At 60.5% G+C, this 20,415-nt stretch carries 20 protein-coding genes; 12 read left to right on the forward strand and 8 right to left on the reverse strand.

What is annotated here, in order from left to right; translation table 11 throughout:
- Window positions 1–55: 55 nt before the first annotated feature.
- Both IB246_RS05500 and IB246_RS05505 read right to left on the reverse strand, forming a co-directional pair.
- Window positions 56–955, reverse strand: a complete 900-nt coding sequence (locus tag IB246_RS05500) for a D-hexose-6-phosphate mutarotase (protein ID WP_008038132.1) — start codon at window positions 953–955, stop codon at window positions 56–58.
- Window positions 956–1,012: 57 nt separating this feature from the next.
- Window positions 1,013–1,417, reverse strand: coding sequence for an acyl-CoA thioesterase (locus IB246_RS05505; RefSeq protein ID WP_007896491.1), 405 nt, complete (start codon window positions 1,415–1,417; stop codon window positions 1,013–1,015).
- Window positions 1,418–1,778: 361 nt separating this feature from the next.
- Here IB246_RS05505 and IB246_RS05510 point away from each other — a divergent pair, with 361 nt between their 5' ends.
- Window positions 1,779–3,077: an MFS transporter gene (locus IB246_RS05510; RefSeq protein ID WP_008030702.1), complete on the forward strand. Its 1,299-nt coding sequence runs from the start codon at window positions 1,779–1,781 to the stop codon at window positions 3,075–3,077.
- Window positions 3,078–3,289: 212 nt separating this feature from the next.
- The gene (locus IB246_RS05515) at window positions 3,290–4,291 is read left to right on the forward strand and encodes a phosphate ABC transporter substrate-binding protein PstS (protein ID WP_008038131.1); all 1,002 of its coding nucleotides are present in this window, start codon (window positions 3,290–3,292) and stop codon (window positions 4,289–4,291) included.
- Window positions 4,292–4,353: 62 nt separating this feature from the next.
- Here IB246_RS05515 and IB246_RS05520 read toward each other — a convergent pair whose 3' ends face one another.
- Window positions 4,354–4,500 (reverse strand): hypothetical protein, encoded by a 147-nt coding sequence (locus IB246_RS05520; RefSeq protein ID WP_157222763.1) that lies wholly within the window; start codon window positions 4,498–4,500, stop codon window positions 4,354–4,356.
- Window positions 4,501–4,544: 44 nt separating this feature from the next.
- Here IB246_RS05520 and IB246_RS05525 point away from each other — a divergent pair, with 44 nt between their 5' ends.
- The 6 genes from IB246_RS05525 (at window position 4,545) to IB246_RS05550 (ending at window position 12,567) form a co-directional block, all read left to right on the forward strand.
- Window positions 4,545–6,827, forward strand: coding sequence for an ABC transporter permease subunit (locus IB246_RS05525; protein ID WP_008030700.1), 2,283 nt, complete (start codon window positions 4,545–4,547; stop codon window positions 6,825–6,827).
- A gap of 15 nt (window positions 6,828–6,842) precedes the next feature.
- The gene (gene pstA / locus IB246_RS05530) at window positions 6,843–8,513 is read left to right on the forward strand and encodes a phosphate ABC transporter permease PstA (RefSeq protein WP_008030699.1); all 1,671 of its coding nucleotides are present in this window, start codon (window positions 6,843–6,845) and stop codon (window positions 8,511–8,513) included.
- Window positions 8,514–8,672: 159 nt separating this feature from the next.
- Window positions 8,673–9,506, forward strand: coding sequence for a phosphate ABC transporter ATP-binding protein PstB (pstB, locus tag IB246_RS05535; protein ID WP_008030698.1), 834 nt, complete (start codon window positions 8,673–8,675; stop codon window positions 9,504–9,506).
- A 71-nt stretch (window positions 9,507–9,577) separates the two neighbouring features.
- Window positions 9,578–10,339: a phosphate signaling complex protein PhoU gene (gene phoU, locus IB246_RS05540; RefSeq protein WP_008030696.1), complete on the forward strand. Its 762-nt coding sequence runs from the start codon at window positions 9,578–9,580 to the stop codon at window positions 10,337–10,339.
- Between the two features lie 168 nt (window positions 10,340–10,507).
- Complete coding sequence (locus IB246_RS05545; protein WP_008038130.1) at window positions 10,508–11,464, forward strand: response regulator; 957 nt, start codon at window positions 10,508–10,510, stop codon at window positions 11,462–11,464.
- A 206-nt stretch (window positions 11,465–11,670) separates the two neighbouring features.
- Window positions 11,671–12,567 (forward strand): peptidoglycan DD-metalloendopeptidase family protein, encoded by an 897-nt coding sequence (locus tag IB246_RS05550; RefSeq protein ID WP_008038129.1) that lies wholly within the window; start codon window positions 11,671–11,673, stop codon window positions 12,565–12,567.
- A 123-nt stretch (window positions 12,568–12,690) separates the two neighbouring features.
- Here the strand turns inward: IB246_RS05550 and IB246_RS05555 are convergent, their stop codons facing one another.
- The 3 genes from IB246_RS05555 to phoB all read right to left on the reverse strand — a co-directional run bounded on the left by IB246_RS05555 (window position 12,691) and on the right by phoB (window position 16,212).
- Window positions 12,691–14,031 (reverse strand): hemolysin family protein, encoded by a 1,341-nt coding sequence (locus IB246_RS05555; RefSeq protein WP_008030693.1) that lies wholly within the window; start codon window positions 14,029–14,031, stop codon window positions 12,691–12,693.
- Window positions 14,032–14,154: 123 nt separating this feature from the next.
- Window positions 14,155–15,441 carry a phosphate regulon sensor histidine kinase PhoR gene (phoR, locus tag IB246_RS05560; protein ID WP_219739792.1) on the reverse strand — a complete coding sequence of 429 codons (1,287 nt, stop codon included), beginning with the start codon at window positions 15,439–15,441 and terminating at the stop codon, window positions 14,155–14,157.
- A gap of 81 nt (window positions 15,442–15,522) precedes the next feature.
- Window positions 15,523–16,212, reverse strand: a complete 690-nt coding sequence (gene phoB / locus IB246_RS05565) for a phosphate regulon transcriptional regulator PhoB (RefSeq protein WP_007896474.1) — start codon at window positions 16,210–16,212, stop codon at window positions 15,523–15,525.
- Between the two features lie 153 nt (window positions 16,213–16,365).
- On the opposite strand from phoB, the gene IB246_RS05570 reads away from it, so the two are divergent.
- Window positions 16,366–16,755, forward strand: coding sequence for a hypothetical protein (locus IB246_RS05570; protein WP_008038127.1), 390 nt, complete (start codon window positions 16,366–16,368; stop codon window positions 16,753–16,755).
- A 66-nt stretch (window positions 16,756–16,821) separates the two neighbouring features.
- Here the strand turns inward: IB246_RS05570 and ubiA are convergent, their stop codons facing one another.
- Both ubiA and IB246_RS05580 read right to left on the reverse strand, forming a co-directional pair.
- Window positions 16,822–17,712, reverse strand: a complete 891-nt coding sequence (gene ubiA / locus IB246_RS05575) for a 4-hydroxybenzoate octaprenyltransferase (protein ID WP_008038125.1) — start codon at window positions 17,710–17,712, stop codon at window positions 16,822–16,824.
- Window positions 17,712–18,263 carry a chorismate--pyruvate lyase family protein gene (locus IB246_RS05580; RefSeq protein WP_008038114.1) on the reverse strand — a complete coding sequence of 184 codons (552 nt, stop codon included), beginning with the start codon at window positions 18,261–18,263 and terminating at the stop codon, window positions 17,712–17,714. Before IB246_RS05580 ends, ubiA begins: the two co-directional genes overlap by 1 nt.
- Before the next feature lie 201 nt (window positions 18,264–18,464).
- Between IB246_RS05580 and IB246_RS05585 the strand changes: the two genes are divergently transcribed.
- From IB246_RS05585 to IB246_RS05595, 3 genes are all read left to right on the forward strand, one after another.
- Complete coding sequence (locus IB246_RS05585) at window positions 18,465–18,632, forward strand: rubredoxin (RefSeq protein ID WP_007954349.1); 168 nt, start codon at window positions 18,465–18,467, stop codon at window positions 18,630–18,632.
- 20 nt (window positions 18,633–18,652) lie between these two features.
- Window positions 18,653–19,801 (forward strand): NAD(P)/FAD-dependent oxidoreductase, encoded by a 1,149-nt coding sequence (locus IB246_RS05590; protein ID WP_008038113.1) that lies wholly within the window; start codon window positions 18,653–18,655, stop codon window positions 19,799–19,801.
- 192 nt (window positions 19,802–19,993) lie between these two features.
- A complete protein-coding gene (locus IB246_RS05595; protein ID WP_003213368.1) occupies window positions 19,994–20,269 on the forward strand; it encodes an HU family DNA-binding protein in 276 nt (91 codons plus the stop codon).
- The last annotated feature ends 146 nt before the right edge of the window (window positions 20,270–20,415 follow it).

The following is a 20,415-nucleotide window of genomic DNA, read 5'->3' on the forward strand; positions in this document are numbered from 1 at the left end:
TGACACGACGCATTCGCGAGCAGGCTCGCTCCCACATTTGGTTTTGCGGTGTTGCTTATAGCGGTGTGCTGGCGATGCTTACGCCGAGGGTATGGCTCGCACCCGGCGCCAGCGTCACCACATCATCCATCACATTCGCCGTCTCGATGCACAGCATCCGTTGCCAGCCATCATCGGCCATGTCGCTGAACGCCGCTGCGCGATCAATCCACGGGTTCCAGATCACCGCCGAGCGCGAACCACTGCTGGTCAGCTTGATGCGCCGTTCCCAGGCCGGGTCGACAATGCTCAGCTTCGCCGGGGTATTGAGGTAGATGCGATCGGTCTCGCCGGCAAAACGCAGGTCGCCGGTCTGAGTCTTGGTTTTCCAGTCTTCCAGCGTCTCGATGTACTTCAAGCCATCCAGCCCATCAACATGCACATTGCGCACATCGCTGACCGCGAAATAGCTGTGCAGCGCCTGGCTGATCGTGACTTTTTCCGAGCCCTGGTTGTGGCTGGTCAGGCTGATGTGCAGTTGCTCATCCAGACGAATGCTCAACTTCAGATCCACCTGATGCGGCCAGCCGGGGAAGCCGCCATCGGGGTAGGGCAGGACGAACTCAACCTTCAGGCTTTCACCTTCGGTTTCGATGCCGCCCAGTTCCCAGTCCATCGCCCGTACAAAACCGTGGGCGCTCGGCGGTTCGTTGCTGACGCGCATCGCCTGAACGCTCTGCGGGTTGCGCGAAAGGTTGCCGAACCACGGCCAGCACACCGGCACGCCGGCGCGGATGTTCTTGCCGGTCTTGAACACGGCCTCGTCGTTGAGCCAGATCAGCGGCGGTTGGCCGGCCAATTGATAACTGAGGATGTGCGCACCTTGCTGGGCGACCAGCAATTCGGCCTGACCGTGGCGGATGCGCCAGCAGTTCAGTTCATCCAGCTTCACGGCTTCAACGTTGGGCGTGCTCATGGGGCAATTCTCGATCAGGAACAATGACTGCAATGGACCGCAAAACGCTCGCCGTGTTTAACGTGCGCGTGGCGGAACCGAACGGGTGCGACCGCTGCCGTCGATGGCCACGAACACAAACACGGCTTCAGTCACTTTACGCCACTCGCTGGACAGTGGATCGTCGCTCCAGACCTCGACCATCATTTGAATCGAGCTGCGGCCGATTTCCAGCGCCTGGGTATAGAAGGAGAGCTGAGCGCCCACCGCCACTGGCACCAGGAACGCCATACGGTCGATCGCCACGGTCGCCACGCGTCCGCCCGCGACTTTGCTGGCCATTGCGGTGCCGGCCAAATCCATCTGCGCCACCAGCCAGCCGCCGAAAATATCGCCGAAACCGTTGGTTTCACGCGGAAGCGCGGTGATTTGCAGGGCCAGGTCGCCTTGCGGGATTGGATCTTCTTGTTCGAGCTCTATCATTCCGGGGGTGCCTCTGACCCGTGACTCTTCATTGGTACTTCAGGTGAATAGCCGTCTCAGAAAAAACGATTCAGCCCCGAACATACTACGTTCGTCACGTTTTTCGTAAGGCGCCTAAAGGGAAACTCTGCGAAATCGACTGGTAGGCCAGCAGCGTCTTCGCACAGCAACCCTTTCAAACTGTTGCAAGATCCCGAGTATATCGGTCGGTAGACTCCGAGACGACCGTCCGGTTCTCATTTTGACCGTCAAATACGCACCTCTATGTGCTTTTTCGAACAATTTGCTATCGTGCCGGACCTGCCCAAGCCTCCGCCAGCGTTGTTGAGGTTGCAGATCCGACTATAAGAGAAGCCTTGCCATGACCACAGCGCCCTCGAGCATCGCGCAGCCGACCCAGCCCGCACGTCCGTTGACCCGCAATGACTACAAGACTTTATCGCTGTCCGCCCTTGGCGGTGCGCTGGAGTTCTACGACTTCATCATCTTCGTGTTTTTCGCCACGGTGGTCGGCAAGCTGTTCTTCCCGGCCGACATGCCCGAGTGGCTGCGCCTGATGCAGACCTTCGGCATCTTCGCCGCCGGTTACCTGGCGCGTCCGCTGGGCGGCATTGTGATGGCGCACTTCGGCGACCTGCTGGGTCGCAAGAAGATGTTCACCCTGAGTATTTTCATGATGGCGGTGCCGACCCTCATCATGGGTTTGCTGCCAACGTACGCGCAAATCGGCATGTGGGCACCGATCCTGTTGCTGCTGATGCGCGTGATTCAGGGCGCAGCGATTGGCGGTGAAGTGCCCGGCGCGTGGGTCTTCGTTTCCGAACACGTGCCACAACGGCATATCGGCTACGCCTGCGGCACCCTGACGAGCGGTCTGACGGCGGGGATCCTTCTGGGTTCGCTGGTCGCCACCGCGATCAACAGCATTTACACCCCAGTGGAAGTGTCGGATTACGCCTGGCGGATCCCGTTCCTGCTCGGTGGCGTGTTTGGCCTGTTCTCGGTTTACCTGCGCCGCTGGCTGCACGAAACCCCTGTTTTCGCTGAGCTGCAACTGCGCAAGGCCCTGGCCGAAGAAGTGCCGCTGCGTGCCGTATTGCGCGACCATCGCGGCGCGATCGCGATTTCCATGCTGCTGACCTGGTTGCTGTCCGCCGGCATTATCGTGGTCATCCTGATGACCCCGACCGTGCTGCAGACGGTTTACCACTTCGCACCGACCACCGCGCTGCAGGCCAACAGCCTGGCGATTGTGTTCCTGAGCCTGGGTTGTGTGGCTTCCGGCGCGTTGGCCGACCGCTTCGGCGCGGGCCGGGTGTTCGTGTTCGGCAGTGCCGCGCTGCTGATCAGTTCGTGGACCTTCTATCACAGCCTGTTCAACCACCCGGACTGGCTGTTCCCGATGTATTCCCTGACCGGTCTGTTGGTCGGCACCATTGGTGCGGTGCCGTACGTGATGGTCAAAGCCTTTCCAGCAGTGGTGCGCTTCAGCGGGTTGTCGTTCTCCTACAACCTGGCCTATGCGATTTTCGGTGGCCTGACGCCGATGGTGGTGACGTTGCTGCTGAAGGAGAGCCCGATGGGGCCTGCGTATTACGTGGCGATCATTTGTGGCGTCGGGATTGTGGTCGGCGGTTATCTCTGGAAGAAGGGTCGCTAAGCTTCTGACGCCTTCGCGGGCAAGCCTCGCTCCTACAGGTACACCGTTTACCTGTAGGAGCGAGGCTTGCCCGCGAAGAACGATGGCGCGAATTATCCTGTAACGCCAAATACTGGCCTTTCATCCAATTGTCATATTTCAGCCATAGAGTGTTCACACGGCCTGCTGATACTTGGCCCCGACTAACACACTCTATCTGCTAGGAGTAAGGCATGAAACTGAAGCGTTTGATGGCGGCAATGACTTTTGTCGCTGCTGGCGTTGCGACTGCCAACGCGTTCGCCGCTGTTGACCCTGCTATCCCGAGCTACACCAAGACCACTGGTGTGTCGGGCAACCTGTCCAGCGTCGGCTCCGATACCCTGGCCAACCTCATGACCCTGTGGGCTGAGAACTACAAAAAAGAATACCCGAACGTAAACATCCAGATTCAGGCCGCTGGCTCCGCCACTGCGCCACCTGCGCTGACTGAAGGCACCTCCAACCTGGGCCCGATGAGCCGCAAGATGAAGGACACCGAACTGGCTGCCTTCGAGCAGAAGTACGGCTACAAGCCAACCGCTATCCCGGTTGCCGTGGACGCCCTGGCCGTCTTCGTTCACAAAGACAACCCGATCCAGCACCTGACCATGGAACAAGTCGACGCGATCTTCTCGTCCACTCGTCTGTGCGGCGCTAAAACCGACGTGAAAACCTGGGGTGACCTGGGTGTGACCGGCGACCTGGCCAACAAGCCGGTTCAACTGTTCGGTCGTAACTCGGTATCCGGCACCTACGGCTACTTCAAAGAAGAAGCCCTGTGCAAAGGCGACTACAAGCCAAACGTCAACGAACAACCAGGCTCGGCTTCGGTCGTGCAGTCGATCAGCTCCTCGCTGAACGGCATCGGTTACTCGGGCATCGGCTACAAGACCGCTAGCGTGAAGACTGTGGCCCTGGCCAAGAAAGGCAGCCAGGACTTCATCGAAGACACCGAAGAAAACGCCCTGAACGGCAAATACCCGCTGTCGCGTTTCCTCTACGTTTACGTCAACAAAGCCCCGAACAAGCCTCTGGCCCCGCTGGAAGCCGAGTTCGTGAAACTGGTTCTGTCCAAACAGGGCCAGGAAGTTGTAGTGAAAGACGGCTACATCCCACTGCCGGCCAAAGTTGCTGCAAAAGCACTGGCTGACCTGGGTCTGCAAGAAGGCGGCGCTGAAGTCGCAAAAAAGTAAAACCCTAGGTCCGGGTTGATCCCGGACCTGTAGGAGCAAAGCTTGCTCGCGAACGCGGTGGGTCAGTCGACATTGATACTGAATGTGACGACCCATTCGCGGGCAAGCCTCGCTCCTACAAGGCTCAGGGTTGCCATTTCCGGCAGCCCGGCCTCCCCAAATTTTTGATCCACTGCCAGTTCCCGCTGGCGGCGGATTTGTTGCGTCACTGCATTGTCATCTTTCTGTCATACAGGATCGCTAGGGTGTGCGCATGAATGATCTGGCCAATTCCACCATGACTACAAATCCCCCCAAGCGAATTGATTTCAATACGCCTGAGTTGCAACGCAAGCGCCGCATCCGCGCGCTCAAAGATCGCCTGACCCGCTGGTACGTCCTCGTTGGCGGCCTTGCCGTTCTCGGCGCGATCACGCTGATCTTCTTCTTCCTTGCCTACGTCGTCCTGCCCCTGTTCCAGGGTGCCGACCTGACCGCCAAGGAATCCATCACGCCCGCCTGGATGCAGGACGCCGGCAAGCCGCTGATGATCTCCCTGGAAGAGCAGAACCAGGTCGCCATGCGGGTTTCCGACAAAGGGCAGGCACTGTTTTTCGACATCGACAGTGGCGCCGAACTCAAGCGCGTCGATCTGCCGGTTCCGGCCGGCGCTACCGTGACCTCCATCGGCGAAGACCAACCGGGCCATCCATTGGTGGCGGTGGGCTTCTCCAATGGCCAGGCGCTGGTGTTCCGTCACACCTATAAAGTCAGCTACCCGGACGGCAAGAAGACCATCTCGCCGGCCGTCGAATATCCGTACGGCGAAACCCCGATTGCGCTGAACGAGGCGGGCGGTGCGCTGGAGCACGTCAGCCTCAACGCCACCGATTCGACCCTGATGCTGGTCGGTTCCACCGGTTCGCAACTCAATGTTCTGTCGCTGACCAGCGAAGAGAACATGATGACCGGCGAAATCACCAACGAGCAGAAACGCATCGATCTGCCGCAGATGACCGAGCCGGTGAAGAACATCTTCGTCGACCCGCGCCAGCAGTGGCTGTATGTGATTAACGGTCGTGCGCAAGCCGACGTGTTCAGCCTGCGCGACAAGAGCCTCAACGGTCGCTACAAGCTGCTCGAAAACGGCGAAGCCGAGATCACCGCCAGTACCCAACTGGTGGGCGGTATCTCACTGATCCTCGGCGACTCCAAAGGTGGCCTGGCCCAGTGGTTCATGGCTCGCGACCCGGATGGCGAACTGCGCCTGAAGCAGATCCGCACCTTCCAGATGGGCACCACGCCAATCGTTGAAATCACTGCCGAAGAGCGTCGCAAAGGCTTCATCGCCCTCGACGCTTCCGGCAAGCTCGGCGTATTCCACAGCACCGCGCACCGCACCTTGCTGGTGGATCAGGTCGTGGAAGGCCAGGGCCTGTTCGGTCTGTCGCCACGGGCCAACCGCGTGATCGTGGAAGCCGGTGGCAAGATTCAACCGCTGCTGCTCGACAACCCGCACCCGGAAGTGTCGTGGAGCGCGCTGTGGAGCAAGGTCTGGTACGAGAACTACGACGAGCCTAAATACGTCTGGCAATCGACCGCCGCCAACACCGATTTCGAACCGAAGCTGAGCTTGTCTCCGCTGACCTTCGGCACCCTGAAAGCCGCGTTCTACGCCATGCTGCTGGCCGCGCCACTGGCCGTCGCTGCGGCGATCTACACCGCGTACTTCATGGCCCCGGGCATGCGCCGCAAGGTCAAGCCGGTGATCGAGCTGATGGAAGCGATGCCGACGGTGATCCTCGGTTTCTTCGCCGGCCTGTTCCTCGCGCCGTATGTAGAAGGGCATTTGCCGGGCATCTTCAGCCTGCTGATGCTCTTGCCGATCGGCATTCTGGTGGCCGGCTTCGTCTTCAGCCGCCTGCCTGAGTCCATCCGCCTGAAAGTGCCGGACGGTTGGGAAAGCGCGATTCTGATTCCAGTGATCCTGTTCGTGGGCTGGCTCTCGCTGTACATGAGCCCGTTCATGGAGAACTGGTTCTTCGGCGGCGACATGCGCATGTGGATCTCCCATGACCTGGGCATCACCTACGACCAGCGCAACGCACTGGTGGTCGGTCTGGCCATGGGCTTCGCGGTGATCCCGAACATCTACTCCATCGCCGAAGACGCCGTGTTCAGCGTGCCGCGTGGCCTGACCCTCGGTTCCCTGGCCCTCGGTGCCACGCCGTGGCAGACCATGACCCGCGTGGTAATCCTCACCGCCAGCCCGGGTATCTTCTCGGCGCTGATGATCGGCATGGGCCGTGCGGTCGGTGAAACCATGATCGTGCTGATGGCCACCGGTAACACCCCGGTCATGGAAATGAACCTGTTCGAAGGTCTGCGAACGCTGGCCGCCAACGTCGCGGTAGAAATGCCCGAATCGGAAGTCGGCGGCAGCCACTACCGCGTGCTGTTCCTCTCGGCGCTGGTGCTGCTGTTGTTCACCTTCGTCATGAACACCCTCGCAGAACTGATTCGTCAGCGTCTGCGCAAGAAATACTCGTCGCTTTAAGAAAGGTAGAAGTCTGTGAAACAGAACTCCCTGAATGGATGGTTCAAGAGCGGCGCCCCAGGCGTCTGGATCAGCGGTGGCGCGGTGTCCATCGCGGTCATCATGACCATTGGCCTGCTGGCGGTGATTGCCGTGCGCGGTCTGGGTCACTTCTGGCCGGCTGATTTGATTCACGCCAGCTACGACGTGCCGGGCCAGGCCAATCACCTGGTCATCGGCGAAGTGGTACAGAAAGAAGAAGTGCCGCGTGCGCGCCTGAAAAGTGCCGGGCTGCCGGTGCCTGACGAAGGCCCGGAGTTCATGACCCGCGAGCTGATCAAGGTCGGCAACCGTGACTTGAACGGCAACGACTTCACCTGGATCGTCGGCGAGTGGCTAACCAACCAGAAGACGCCACCTGAGCTGATGGCCATCGAGCGTCGCGAGTGGGGCAATTTCTACGGCTACCTGGTCAACGTCAAACAGGACGGCAAGGTCATCGCTGAAGGCGAAGCCGCGTGGCCTGAGTTGCAGGCCCGTGTTGCCCGCGTCAATCAGCTCGCCTCTCAGCTCAAGACCCTGGAAAAAGTCGACATCGGCGCGATCAACTCAGGCCTCGAACGCATCCGTCTGCACGGTCGCAAACTGGAACTGGCCGGCAAGCTCGATGCCACCGCGCAAGCGGATATGGAATCCGAGCGCGCCGAGCTGAACGCACGTTATCAGGACATCGAAGCACGCCTGAACGACCTGCACGCCCAGTTCAATCGCGATAGCCTGACGGCCCGCGATGCCAACGGCAAAGAGATTGAAATCGGCATCGGCAAAGTAGTTCACGCCTATCAGCCGAACGCCATGGGTACGATGACCAAGATCGGTTTCTACTTCAGCAAGGTCTGGGAATTCCTCAGCGACGACCCGCGTGAAGCGAACACCGAAGGCGGGATTTTCCCGGCCATCTTCGGCACCGTGATGATGACCCTGATCATGGCGATGATCGTGACCCCTTTCGGCGTACTCGCGGCGGTTTACCTGCGTGAATATGCCAAGCAGAACACGCTGACGCGGATTATCCGCATCGCCGTGAACAACCTGGCGGGCGTTCCGGCGATCGTTTACGGCGTGTTCGGTCTGGGCTTCTTCGTTTACGTGCTGGGCGGCTCGGTCGACCGGTTGTTCTTCCCTGAAGCGCTGCCGGCACCGACCTTCGGTACGCCGGGTCTGCTCTGGGCTTCGTTGACCCTGGCGCTGCTGGCGGTGCCGGTGGTGATCGTGGCCACCGAAGAAGGCCTGGCGCGGATTCCTCGCACCGTGCGTGAAGGCTCGTTGGCCCTCGGCGCGACCAAGGCGGAAACCTTGTGGAAGATCGTGCTGCCGATGGCCAGCCCGGCGATGATGACCGGCATGATCCTCGCCGTGGCTCGTGCCGCCGGTGAAGTGGCGCCGCTGATGCTGGTGGGTGTGGTGAAACTGGCGCCGTCGCTGCCGCTGGATGGCAACTACCCGTACCTGCACCTTGACCAGAAGATCATGCACCTGGGCTTCCATATTTATGACGTCGGCTTCCAGAGCCCGAACGTCGAAGCCGCACGACCGCTGGTGTACGCCACCGCGTTGCTGCTGGTGCTGGTGATCGCGACATTGAACCTGTCGGCCGTTTATATCCGTAACCACCTGCGCGAGAAATACAAAGCGCTGGATAGCTGATTTAGCGCCGCTCCCTGTAGGAGCCAGGCTTGCCGGCGAAGGCGATTTCAAGGACGCCTTCGCGGGCAAGCCTCGCTCCTACAGGACGGCAACACCGCTGGCCCATTATGTGAGGCCAGCGGACAACCGAACCGAATTTGTCAGCACAGGGAGCTTCCCATGCAGCACGAAACACATACCCACGGCATCAACATGTCTGCCCTGGGCCGCGACAAACAGAGCCTGAGCCTTGCGCAGGAAACCGTGGCCATTGAAGTGCCGGGCCTGAGCCTGTTCTACGGCGACAAACAAGCGCTGTACGACGTCAGCATGAACATCCCGAAACAGCGCGTGACCGCCTTCATCGGCCCGTCCGGCTGCGGCAAGTCCACGCTGCTGCGCACCTTCAACCGCATGAACGACCTGGTTGACGGCTGCCGCGTAGAAGGTGAAATCAACCTCTACGGCAACAACATCTACCGCAAGGGCGAAGACGTGGCCGAGCTGCGTCGTCGTGTCGGCATGGTGTTCCAGAAGCCGAACCCGTTCCCGAAAACCATTTACGAAAACGTGGTTTACGGCCTGCGCATCCAGGGCATCAACAAAAAGCGCGTCCTCGACGAAGCTGTCGAGTGGGCGTTGAAGGGCGCGGCACTGTGGGACGAAGTCAAAGACCGTCTGCATGAATCGGCACTCGGCCTGTCCGGTGGTCAACAGCAACGTCTGGTGATCGCGCGCACCATCGCCGTGGAACCGGAAGTGCTGCTGCTCGACGAACCGTGCTCGGCACTCGACCCGATCTCGACGCTGAAAGTCGAAGAGCTGATCTACGAACTGAAATCGAAGTTCACCATCGTCATCGTGACCCACAACATGCAACAGGCCGCTCGGGTTTCCGACTACACGGCGTTCATGTACATGGGCAAGCTGGTGGAATTCGGCGACACCGACACCTTGTTCACCAATCCGGCGAAGAAGCAGACCGAAGACTACATCACTGGTCGCTACGGCTAGGAAGCTGTTGTTGCTCACTGAACTGACGCTGCGGTCCACCGCACCTTACCGGACGCTCCAAGGACGCCAACATGATTAGCAAAGAAGGCCTTACCCATCACATCTCCCAGCAGTTCAACGCTGAGCTCGAGGAAGTGCGCAGCCACCTCCTGGCCATGGGCGGGCTGGTCGAGAAACAGGTCAACGACGCGGTCACCGCGCTGATCGAGGCCGACTCCGGCCTGGCCCAGCAAGTGCGCGAGATCGACGACCAGATCAACCAGATGGAACGCAACATCGACGAAGAATGCCTGCGCATTCTGGCCCGTCGTCAGCCGGCCGCGTCCGACTTGCGTCTGATCATCAGCATCTCCAAGTCGGTGATCGACCTTGAGCGCATCGGCGACGAAGCGACCAAGATCGCCCGTCGCGCCATCCAGTTGTGTGAAGAAGGCGAAGCCCCGCGCGGCTATGTCGAGGTGCGCCACATCGGCGACCAGGTGCGCAACATGGTTCGCGATGCACTGGACGCGTTTGCCCGTTTCGACGCCGACTTGGCGTTGTCGGTGGCGCAGTACGACAAGATCATCGACCGCGAATACAAGACCGCCCTGCGTGAGCTCGCCACCTACATGATGGAAGACCCACGCTCTATCTCGCGGGTCTTGAGCATCATCTGGGTGCTGCGTTCGCTGGAGCGCATCGGCGACCACGCGCGCAATATTTCCGAGCTGGTGATTTATCTGGTGCGCGGCACCGACGTGCGTCACTTGGGCCTCAAGCGCATGAAAGAAGAAGTTGAAGGCACAAGTGGTGAAACCGCTAATGTTCCGGGCAAAGTTGACGATAAGTAAGATTGCCCAAGTAAAGCGCCCGGCCTTTTGGCCGGGCGTTTTTGTTTACGGGTTTGTGAATTTGAATGCAGCACCCGCGAACGAAAAGTCCCGGCGTGACTGAAGGTTTATGGCGATGCGCCATCAGTAAAGCGGTATGCTTGCCGGGATTTTTTAAAGGGGTGATGGATGAGTAAGGTCAGTGTATTGGTCGTGGATGATGCGTCGTTCATTCGTGACCTGGTGAAGAAGTGCCTGCGCAACTACTTCCCGGGGATCCGGATCGAAGACGCGGTCAACGGCAAGAAGGCTCAGGCCTTGCTGGCGCGGGAAGCGTTCGACCTGGTCCTGTGCGACTGGGAAATGCCGGAAATGTCCGGCCTGGAACTGCTGACCTGGTGCCGCGAGCAGGACAACCTCAAGACCATGCCCTTTGTCATGGTGACCAGCCGTGGCGACAAAGAGAACGTTGTCCAGGCGATTCAGGCCGGTGTATCCGGCTACGTCAGCAAGCCGTTCACCAACGAACAACTGCTGACCAAGGTCAAGCAGGCGCTGAACAAGGTCGGCAAGCTCGACACCTTGATGAACAGCGCGCCGACCAAAATGAACTCGGCGTTCGGCAATGATTCCTTGAGCGCGCTGACCGGTGGTAAGCCTGCCATGGCCAGCGTTGCACCTGCTGCTGCACCGATTGCCCGACCTGCCGCCGCTGCACCAGCGCCCGCACCTGCGGCGGCTGCCCCGTCCCGTGGCCTGCTCAACAGCCCGCCGGTAAAAGCACCGGCGGCGTCTGCAGCACCTACCGGTGGTCGTGGCCAAGGCCAATTGCGCCTGCCCAATGGCATTCAGCAATGCGTGATCAAGGCGTTGAGCCTCAAGGAAGCGCTGCTGGTGGTCAAACGCAGCGAAGCCCTGCCGCAAGTGCTCGACAGCGCCGTGCTCGATCTGGAGCAGGGCGACAACGCTGAAGTCGCCCGCCTGAACGGTTACCTGCACGCCATCGTCGCCCACGAGCAGAAACCCGACAGCGAATGGCTGCAACTGACGTTCCGCTTTGTCGACCAGGATGCGCAGAAGCTGGATTACATCTCCCGTTTGATAGCACGTGGTACGGCGCAGAAGCATTTCGTTCCAGGCGCATAACCTTCGTCGCCTGACAGTCCGCCATCGCTAGCAGGCTAGCTCCCACATTGGAATGCATTTCCCTGTGGGAGCTAGCCTGCTAGCGATGGGGCCATCACATACACCGCACATCTGCGCAACAGCCCATTTTGAAACATCTGCCGACTACCCGGGTCCATTGCAGCTGCTAGGCTCATCCCCAGGCCTTACTCGACAGAATCCTGCCCATGCTCGCGCGCCTGCTGTTTTGCTGTGGTCTGTTCATGGCGTCCTCTACGGCCATGGCCATGACCATCTACAAATCCACCGATGCCAATGGTGTGGTCTCCTACAGCGACCGCCCCACGAAAGGCGCCAAGGTGTTCACTTTTCGTGATCGCATGGTCGAGCACCTTGAGCGTCAGGTGTACCTCGTCATCACCAAGAAAAAAGGCGTGGACAGCGTGTACGTGCGCAACGACCTGTACGCGCCGGTACAGATCGAGTTGAGTTTCGCCGGGCTGCAGAACGTCAGCGGTGCGCCGAGCCGACCGATTCGCCGGGTCATGCCGGCGCGCAGCAGCATTCGTCTGGCGCTGCTCACGGCGACGCGGGCCGAAAGGCCGCTCGCGTACACCCCCAGATTTGAATACTTCCTGGGTGATCCCTCAGGGGCCGCCATGGCCTATCGATACCCGTTCCCCTGGCGCGGTGGACCGTTTCGGCTGAGCCAGGGGGCCAATGGCCAATACAGCCACTTCGGCCCGAAGAACCGCTACGCGATGGATATCGCGATGCCTGAGGGCACGCCGATCATTGCTGCGCGGGGCGGGGTAGTGGTGAAAACCGAGAATGCCCAGACCGGGCGCGGCAACGATCCGTCAGGCAATTTCGTGCGGGTGCTGCACGATGACGGGACGATGGGCGTGTACCTGCACCTCAAGCGAGGTTCAGTGAGTGTTCGCGAGGGGCAGCGGGTGTCGGTGGGCAGTCCGCTGGCGCTGTCGGGCAACACCGGCAACAGCAGCGGGCCGCACCTGCATTTCGTGGTGCAGCGCAATACGGGGATGGGGCTGGTGTCGATTCCGTACCAGTTCAATCAACCGGTGGGGGCATTGCCCAACTTTGCGTTGGGCAAACAGTGATGCGGTGCCTGGGCTGACGCCTTCCTTGTAGGAGCCGGCTTGCTGGCGATGGCAGCGCCGCGGTGTCATGTGAAACCGCGTTATCGTTCATCGCCAGCAAGCCGGCTCCTACAGGGGTAGGGCTCAATCCAGCATCAACACCTTGGCCAAAATAATCTTCGGCCCTTTCATCTTCTTGATGATGATCCGCAAGCCTTCAACTTCCAGCACCTCTTCCTCCTCCGGCACCCGTTTCAGGGATTCATACACCAGCCCGGCGAGGGTTTCGGCTTCGACGTGGTCCAGGTCAATGCCCAGCAGACGTTCGACCTTGAACAACGGCGTATCGCCGCGAACCAGCAACTTGCCCGGCTGGTACGCGAGAATCCCGCGCTCAGCCTTGCGGTGTTCGTCCTGAATGTCGCCGACCAGCACTTCCAGCACGTCTTCCATGGTCAGGTAGCCGATGACATTGCCATCGGCCTCTTCGACCAGTGCGAAGTGCGAGCCGCCTTTGCGGAACTGTTCCAGCAACTGCGACAGCGGCATGTGGCGCGACACGCGTTCCAGCGGTCGGGTCAGCTCAGCCAGGTTGAACGACTCGGGAATGTGGTCCAGCGCGGCCAGTTCCAGCAGCAGGTCCTTGATGTGCAGCAGGCCGACGAACTCCTGGCGATCGCTGTCGTACACCGGATAACGGCTGAACTTGTGGCGACGGAACATCGCCAGGATTTCCTTGAGCGGCGCGTTGAACTCCAGCGTCACCAGGTCTTCGCGGGAGTTGGCCCAGTCGACCACTTCCAGCTCGCCCATTTCCACCGCCGAGGCCAATACACGCATGCCTTGGTCGCTCGGGTCCTGGCCACGGCTGGAGTGCAGGATCAGTTTCAGTTCTTCACGGCTGTAATGGTGCTCGTGATGGGGGCCGGGTTCACCCTGGCCAGCAATGCGCAGGATGGTGTTGGCGCTGGCGTTGAGCAGGTAAATCGCCGGGTACATCGCCCAATAGAACAGGTACAGCGGCACGGCGGTCCACAGCGACAGCAATTCGGGTTTGCGGATGGCCCAGGATTTCGGCGCCAGTTCACCCACCACGATGTGCAGGTACGAGATAACGAAGAACGCGGCGAAGAACGACACGGCCTTGATCACTTCGGCCGACTGCACGCCGACGGCTTCCAGCAGCGGTTCGAGGATGTGCGCGAACGCCGGTTCACCAACCCAGCCAAGGCCCAGGGAGGCGAGGGTGATACCCAATTGGCAAGCCGAAAGGTAGGCATCGAGCTGACTGTGAACGGTGCGCAGGATGTGCCCGCGCCAGCCGTTTTTATCAGCGATGGCCTCGACCCGGGTCGAGCGCAGTTTGACCATGGCAAATTCCGCCGCAACGAAAAATCCGTTGAGCAACACCAGGATCAGAGCAAAAAGAATCATGCCGAAGTCGGCAAAGAGTGTCGCGAGGGTCAAGCCAGGGGAAGGGTCCATGATGGAGTTTTGCGGGTTCCGTGTATTCGAAAAGGGGGTCAATGCGGTGCCTGAAGGGCAGGCACAAGTCAGCCAATGTAGCGGCTGACCGGGTGCTTGCCTAGTGGCGAATGCTGGCCGGTATCAGTCGGCCGTGCTGATGACCCGGGATTTGGTGACCTGGGCCGGCGCGAAATGGCAGGTAAACGTACTGCCGTGGCCCGGCACGCTGCTGATTTCCATTCGTGCGCGGTGGCGCAGCAGCACATGTTTGACGATTGCCAACCCAAGCCCGGTGCCGCCGGTGTTGGAGTTGCGGCTGGAATCGACGCGGTAGAACCGTTCGGTCAGGCGCGGCAGGTGTTTGCTGTCGATACCGATGCCGGAGTCCTGCACGCTCAGGTGCGCGCCTTGCTCGTCGCCCCACCAGCGAATGCGGATATTGCCTTCGGCCGGGGTGTATTTCACCGCGTTGAACACCAGGTTGGAAAACGCACTGCGCAATTCGGCTTCGCTGCCCTTGAGCAGAATCGTCGGATCGGCTTCCAGGGTGATGCGCTGGTTTTTCTGCCCGGACAGTTGCTGAGCGTCGCCCTTGATCGATTGCAGCAAGCCATCGATGGCCACGGGCTGGTTGTCCGACGGGTAATCGGTGGCTTCCAGCTTGGCCAGCAGCAGCAAGTCGTTGAGCAACGTCTGCATGCGCCCGCCTTGCTGCTGCATTTGCTGCAGGGCACGGGTCCAGCGCGGGTTCACGTCATCGACGTTGTCGAGCAGGGTTTCCAGATACCCGCAGATCACCGTCAGCGGCGTGCGCAGTTCGTGGGAAACGTTGGCGATAAAGTCTTTGCGCATCTGTTCCAGCTGATGGATGCGTGTCACGTCGCGCACCAGCATCAAGTGTTCGTTGTTGCCGTAACGGGTGATGTACAGCTGAATGCGCAGTCGATCATTGATCGGCGAAGGGATTTCCAGCGGCTCGGCGTAGCTGTCCTGCTCGAAGTATTCCTTGAAGCGCGGGTGGCGCACCAGGTTGGTCACCGGCTGGCCGCTGTCCTGCGGCGTCTTGAGACCGAGCAGGGTTTCCGCGGCGCGGTTCCACCATTCGAGGTTGCCGTCGGTGTCGAGCATGATCACCGCGTCTTTCAACGCGGCGGTGGATTCCTGGACCCGGTCGATCACCGCTTGCAGGCGTCCGCGCACGCGTTGGTCGCGGCGTTGCAGGTGATAGATGCTGTCGAACACTTCGCCCCACAGGCCATAGCCATCGGGCGGCGCTTCATCGGGTTTGTGCAGGCGCAGCCACTCGTGCAGACGCAGCAATTGCTTGAGGGTCCAGGCCAGGTAAAGGCCCAGGCCCGCAGCGAGGCTCCAGCCGTAGTAGCCGGTAATCAGGCCGATCACCAGGCAGGCGGTGACCAGTAGCAGCATGTGGCGAATCAGGGTGCCATGCCAGTTTTGGTTCACTTGAACGCGCGTCCTTGTCAGCTTGTCGGGCGGGAAAGGGCTGAATCAGGCTTTGGTGGAAAACCGGTAGCCGGTGCCGCGCACGGTTTGTACCAGATTTTCATAGGCATCACCGAGGGCTTTGCGCAGGCGACGGATGTGCACGTCGACGGTGCGCTCCTCGACATACACATTGCCGCCCCACACCTGATCCAGCAACTGACCACGGGTGTAGGCGCGTTCCTGGTGGGTCATGAAGAATTGCAGCAAGCGGTATTCGGTCGGGCCCATCTCGGCGGGTTTGCCGTCGATGGTCACGCGGTGGCTGATCGGGTCCAGCAGCAGGCCGCCGACTTCAATCGGTGCCTCGCCATCGGTAGGGCCGGCGCGGCGCAGCACGGCTTTGAGGCGCGCAACCAGCTCACGAGGGGAAAACGGTTTGGTGATGTAGTCGTCGGCGCCGACTTCCAGGCCCTGGATCTTGTTGTCCTCTTCGCCCTTGGCGGTGAGCATGATGATCGGGATGTCCCCGGTCAGCTCATCGCGCTTGAGGCGGCGGGCCAGTTCGATGCCGGAGGTGCCGGGCAGCATCCAGTCGAGCAGGATCAGGTCCGGTTTGCGGTCGACGATGATCGCGTGGGCCTGTTGCGAGTTTTCGGCCTCCAGGCAGTCATAGCCGGCCATTTCCAACGCAACGGCGATCATTTCGCGAATGGGCGCTTCGTCGTCGACGATCAGAATGCTCCTGCCAACCATGCCTTTAATCCTCTTGTCATTTAACTGTCTTGCGCCGCATTAGATAACGGAATTATTGCAGTCGTGTGACAGTATTTTAGTCGCCCGGCGATTGTCGCGAACCTGAACTAAGCTCTAAGTCCGAATCCTGACAACCACAAAAGGAAGGTTTCCATGAAGAAATACTCGCATTCCTTCAAGGCTTTGATGCTGACCGCAGCCCTGGCGTTGCCGGCAATGGCCTTCGCGGCTGAGCCTGTGATGATGAAAGACGGTGTGATGGCGGACCACAAGGGCATGACCCTGTACACGTTCGACAAGGACACCACCGCTGGCAAGTCGGTGTGCACTGGTGAATGTGCAGAGTACTGGCCACCGTTCAAGCCGGAAGCGGGCGCCAAGGCCGAAGGTGACTGGACAATCGTCAAGCGTGACGACGGCACGATGCAGTGGGCCTACAAGGGCAAACCGCTGTACTACTTCAAGAAGGACGCGAAACCGGGAGACAAGGCCGGTGACAAAATGAAGGACGTCTGGCACGTGCTCCAAGGGCCGAAGATGTAAGCCCGATCCGAAACGGCGGCCTCGTTTCCGTAGGAGCGAGGCTTGCCCGCGAAGGCGTCAGCCGCCTCACCGCACCGCGTAATCCAAAACAATCCCCACAAAAATCGCCAACCCCGCCCAATGGTTGTGCAAAAACGCCTTGAAGCAGCGCATCCGGTCCTTGCCACGGGTGTACCAAAACTCCCACGCAAAACAGCCCGCCGCCGCCAGCAGTCCCAGGTGGAACCAGCCACCCAGCTCGAATTTCGACCCGGCCAGCAACAGGCAACCCAACGCCAACCCTTGCAAGGTCAGGATGATCACCCGGTCCGCCTCGCCAAACAGAATCGCCGTGGATTTCACGCCGATCTTCAAGTCGTCGTCGCGATCAGTCATCGCGTAATAGGTGTCATAACCCACCGTCCACAGCAGGTTGGCGATCCACAGCAGCCACGCCGCCGCCGGCAGTTCGCCGGTTTCGGCGGTGAACGCCATCGGCATCCCCCAGGAAAACGCCGCGCCCAGCACCACTTGCGGGTAATAGGTGTAGCGCTTCATGAACGGGTAAGTGAAGGCCAGCGCCAAACCGCCGAACGACAACCACACCGTTGGCGCATTGGTGCACAACACCAGCAGGAAGCTCACGCCCATCAGCAATGCAAAGAACACCAGCGCTTCTTTGGAGCTGATTTTTCCGCTCGGCAGCGGGCGCTGTTCGGTGCGTTTCACATGGCCATCGACCTTGCGGTCCGCCCAGTCGTTGATCACGCAACCGCCGGCGCGGGTCAGCACCACGCCGAGCACGAAGATCACCACGTTGGCCAGCGACGGCGAACCTTTGCCGGCAATCCACAACGCCCACAGCGTCGGCCACAGCAGCAGGTAAATGCCGATGGGTTTGTCCATGCGCGTCAACTGAATGAAATCCCAGGCCCGAGGGTTCAAGCGGTTCAGGGACTTGAGCAGGCTCTGGTACATCAGCAGTTCTCCGGATGGGCGCGGGTGGCGTGCCACAAGGTCGGCAGGAAAATCTCGGCCACCAGCACGCTCAAGGCGCCACGGTCGAAGCGCGAGCGACGGCCCCACAATTCAGGTGCCCGGCACTCCACCGGCAGCCACTCCTGAGGATAGTGACAAACCTCGATGGCGCGACGCTGAAACGCCTGATCGCAAAACAGCAACTCGCCCAGCGAGCGGCTGCCCAACTCGTCCATGTGCAACCCGTCGCCCTGCAACGCGCTGCGTGCCGCCACACTGCGGGCGAACACCCAGGCTTCACCGTGGCCGCGCAGATACACCTCGCGCACCCAGCCTTCACTGTCTTCGGCCAGGTCCAGTGCCGCACATTCGTCCGCGCGCAGCGGTTGCCAGCCTTCGAAAAGCGGCGTGACGCTGAAGCTGTCATTCGACAGACGGGTCAGCCGTCGGGTCAGCGAACCTTCGTCGAACAACCAGTCGAGGGTAGACGTGTCGGGGAGCGGCGAAAGTCGGCTTTGGGGAAGCCAGAAAGGAGGTTTTGAGTGCGGCACAGTGAGTCATTATTGGCAGCAAATGAGGCGGCGAGCTTACCATGTCGGTCGGTAATTTTGATTGATCCGGCGCCCCATTGCGTCGAACAGGCTTGCATCTGCCGGGCCCGATCAGTACAAAACGCCCTGAGCCGGACGGCAGCGCTGCAACCATCGACCGTTCGCGCCGGCAATAAGCCTGAATCCTGAGGATGTACCTGAATGAAAAAGTGGCAATGTGTGGTCTGCGGCCTGATCTACAACGAAGCCGACGGCTGGCCGGATGACGGCATTGCGCCGGGCACCCTGTGGCAAGACGTGCCGGAAGACTGGCTGTGCCCGGACTGCGGCGTCGGCAAGATGGATTTCGAAATGATCGAAATCAACTAAGACATTTAGAGGAGTAAGGAATGAACGCACCTGTCGTGATCGTCGGCACCGGGCTGGCTGGCTACAACCTCGCCCGGGAGTTTCGCAAACTCGATAGCGAAACCCCGCTGCTGCTGATTACCGCCGATGACGGGCGCTCCTACTCCAAGCCGATGCTCTCCACGGGCTTCGGCAAGAACAAAGACGCCGACGGCCTGAGCATGGCCGAACCCGGCGCCATGGCCGAACAGCTGAAGGCCGAAGTGCGCACCCACACGCGTATCAGCGGCATCGATCCTGGCCACAAACGCCTGTGGATCGGCGAAGAATCAGTGATCTACCGCGACCTGATCCTGGCCTGGGGCGCCGAAACCGTGCGCGTGCCCATCGAAGGCGATGCGGCGGACGCCGTGTTCCCGATCAACGACCTCGAAGACTACGCGCGCTTTCGTGCGGCAGCGGCCGGCAAACGCCGGGTGCTGTTGCTCGGTGCCGGCCTGATCGGCTGTGAATTCGCCAACGACCTGATCCTTGGCGGTTACGAGGTGCAACTGGTTGCACCGTGCGAACAGGTCATGCCGACCTTGCTGCACCCGGCGGCAGCCGCTGCGGTCCAAGCCGGGCTGGAAAGCCTCGGCGCGCGTTTCCACCTCGGGCCGGTGCTCAACCGCTTGCAGCGTGTTGAAGAGGGTTTGGAAGCGCATCTGTCTGACGGTCAGGTCATCCCGTGCGACGTGGTGGTCTCCGCCATCGGTCTGCGTCCGCGCATCGACCTGGCGGCCGCCGCCGGTGTGCAGGTCAATCGCGGCGTAGTGGTCGACCGTCACCTGCAAACCTCCCACGCCAACATCTACGCCTTGGGCGACTGCGCTGAAGTCGACGGGCTGAATTTGCTGTACGTGATGCCCCTCATGAGCTGTGCGAGAGCGCTGGCACAAACCCTCGCCGGCAACCCGACAACGGTGAGCTACGGCGCGATGCCGATCACCGTCAAAACGCCGGTTTGCCCGTTGGTGGTTTCGCCGCCGCCACGGGGTTTGGAAGGCGTCTGGACCGTCGAAGGGCAGGGCGCTGACATCAAGGTTTTATGCCGCGATGCCGCCGGAAAACTGCTCGGTTATGCCCTGACAGGCGCGGCGGTGATGGAAAAACTCGCACTGAACAAAGAGCTTCCACCGCTGCTGGCGTAAATACCGGTCGTTCTGTCGGAATCACCCCTCTTTTGCCCCCACAAACGTCGCGCCGAGACTGGCGCGGCTCTTCCGTGCGTGCCATTCTCACTCCCGTCTGCCGCAGAGTAGAGCACCTGCGGCGCTTTGGGCGCTGTTCCAACGAGAACAGCACGGACATAACAACAAAAAACCGTCAAAGGGGCTTCACTAATGCGTAAACCAGAACTCGCCGCCGCCATCGCGGAAAAAGCAGATCTCACCAAAGAACAGGCCAACCGCGTTCTCAACGCCGTTCTCGAAGAAATCACCGGCGCCCTGCACCGCAAGGACAGCGTGACGCTGGTCGGCTTCGGCACCTTCCTGCAACGCCACCGCGGCGCCCGCACCGGCAAAAACCCGCAAACCGGTGAGCCCGTCAAAATCAAGGCCAGCAACACCGTTGCGTTCAAGCCAGGCAAATCGTTGAAAGACAGCGTTAATCCGTAACACGCACCGACGCCCGCATAGCGGGTGAGCGGAACAAAAAATGGGCACGCCAACCAGGTTGGGTGCCCATTTTTTATGGCTGACGAGGTGCCCTTTGTAGGAGCCGGCTTGCTGGCGATAGCGCCCGATCAACCAACATCAACGTC

This window comes from Pseudomonas sp. PDM01, from assembly GCF_014852325.1.
GTDB classification, from domain to species: Bacteria; Pseudomonadota; Gammaproteobacteria; order Pseudomonadales; family Pseudomonadaceae; genus Aquipseudomonas; species Aquipseudomonas migulae.

What these genes read in the sequence shown, in the direction of transcription:
- phoR (WP_219739792.1), bottom strand. Translation starts at nt 15,441, where the DNA reads ATGCTGCTACTGGTCACCGCCTGCCTGGTGATCGGCCTGATTACCGGC.
- phoB (WP_007896474.1), bottom strand. Translation starts at nt 16,212, where the DNA reads ATGGTTGGCAGGAGCATTCTGATCGTCGACGACGAAGCGCCCATTCGC.
- IB246_RS05525 (WP_008030700.1), top strand. Translation starts at nt 4,545, where the DNA reads ATGAATGATCTGGCCAATTCCACCATGACTACAAATCCCCCCAAGCGA.
- IB246_RS05555 (WP_008030693.1), bottom strand. Translation starts at nt 14,031, where the DNA reads ATGGACCCTTCCCCTGGCTTGACCCTCGCGACACTCTTTGCCGACTTC.
- IB246_RS05500 (WP_008038132.1), bottom strand. Translation starts at nt 955, where the DNA reads ATGAGCACGCCCAACGTTGAAGCCGTGAAGCTGGATGAACTGAACTGC.
- ubiA (WP_008038125.1), bottom strand. Translation starts at nt 17,712, where the DNA reads ATGTACCAGAGCCTGCTCAAGTCCCTGAACCGCTTGAACCCTCGGGCC.
- IB246_RS05505 (WP_007896491.1), bottom strand. Translation starts at nt 1,417, where the DNA reads ATGATAGAGCTCGAACAAGAAGATCCAATCCCGCAAGGCGACCTGGCC.
- IB246_RS05570 (WP_008038127.1), top strand. Translation starts at nt 16,366, where the DNA reads ATGAAGAAATACTCGCATTCCTTCAAGGCTTTGATGCTGACCGCAGCC.
- IB246_RS05590 (WP_008038113.1), top strand. Translation starts at nt 18,653, where the DNA reads ATGAACGCACCTGTCGTGATCGTCGGCACCGGGCTGGCTGGCTACAAC.
- IB246_RS05510 (WP_008030702.1), top strand. Translation starts at nt 1,779, where the DNA reads ATGACCACAGCGCCCTCGAGCATCGCGCAGCCGACCCAGCCCGCACGT.
- IB246_RS05585 (WP_007954349.1), top strand. Translation starts at nt 18,465, where the DNA reads ATGAAAAAGTGGCAATGTGTGGTCTGCGGCCTGATCTACAACGAAGCC.
- IB246_RS05545 (WP_008038130.1), top strand. Translation starts at nt 10,508, where the DNA reads ATGAGTAAGGTCAGTGTATTGGTCGTGGATGATGCGTCGTTCATTCGT.
- pstB (WP_008030698.1), top strand. Translation starts at nt 8,673, where the DNA reads ATGCAGCACGAAACACATACCCACGGCATCAACATGTCTGCCCTGGGC.
- IB246_RS05515 (WP_008038131.1), top strand. Translation starts at nt 3,290, where the DNA reads ATGAAACTGAAGCGTTTGATGGCGGCAATGACTTTTGTCGCTGCTGGC.
- phoU (WP_008030696.1), top strand. Translation starts at nt 9,578, where the DNA reads ATGATTAGCAAAGAAGGCCTTACCCATCACATCTCCCAGCAGTTCAAC.
- IB246_RS05550 (WP_008038129.1), top strand. Translation starts at nt 11,671, where the DNA reads ATGCTCGCGCGCCTGCTGTTTTGCTGTGGTCTGTTCATGGCGTCCTCT.
- IB246_RS05595 (WP_003213368.1), top strand. Translation starts at nt 19,994, where the DNA reads ATGCGTAAACCAGAACTCGCCGCCGCCATCGCGGAAAAAGCAGATCTC.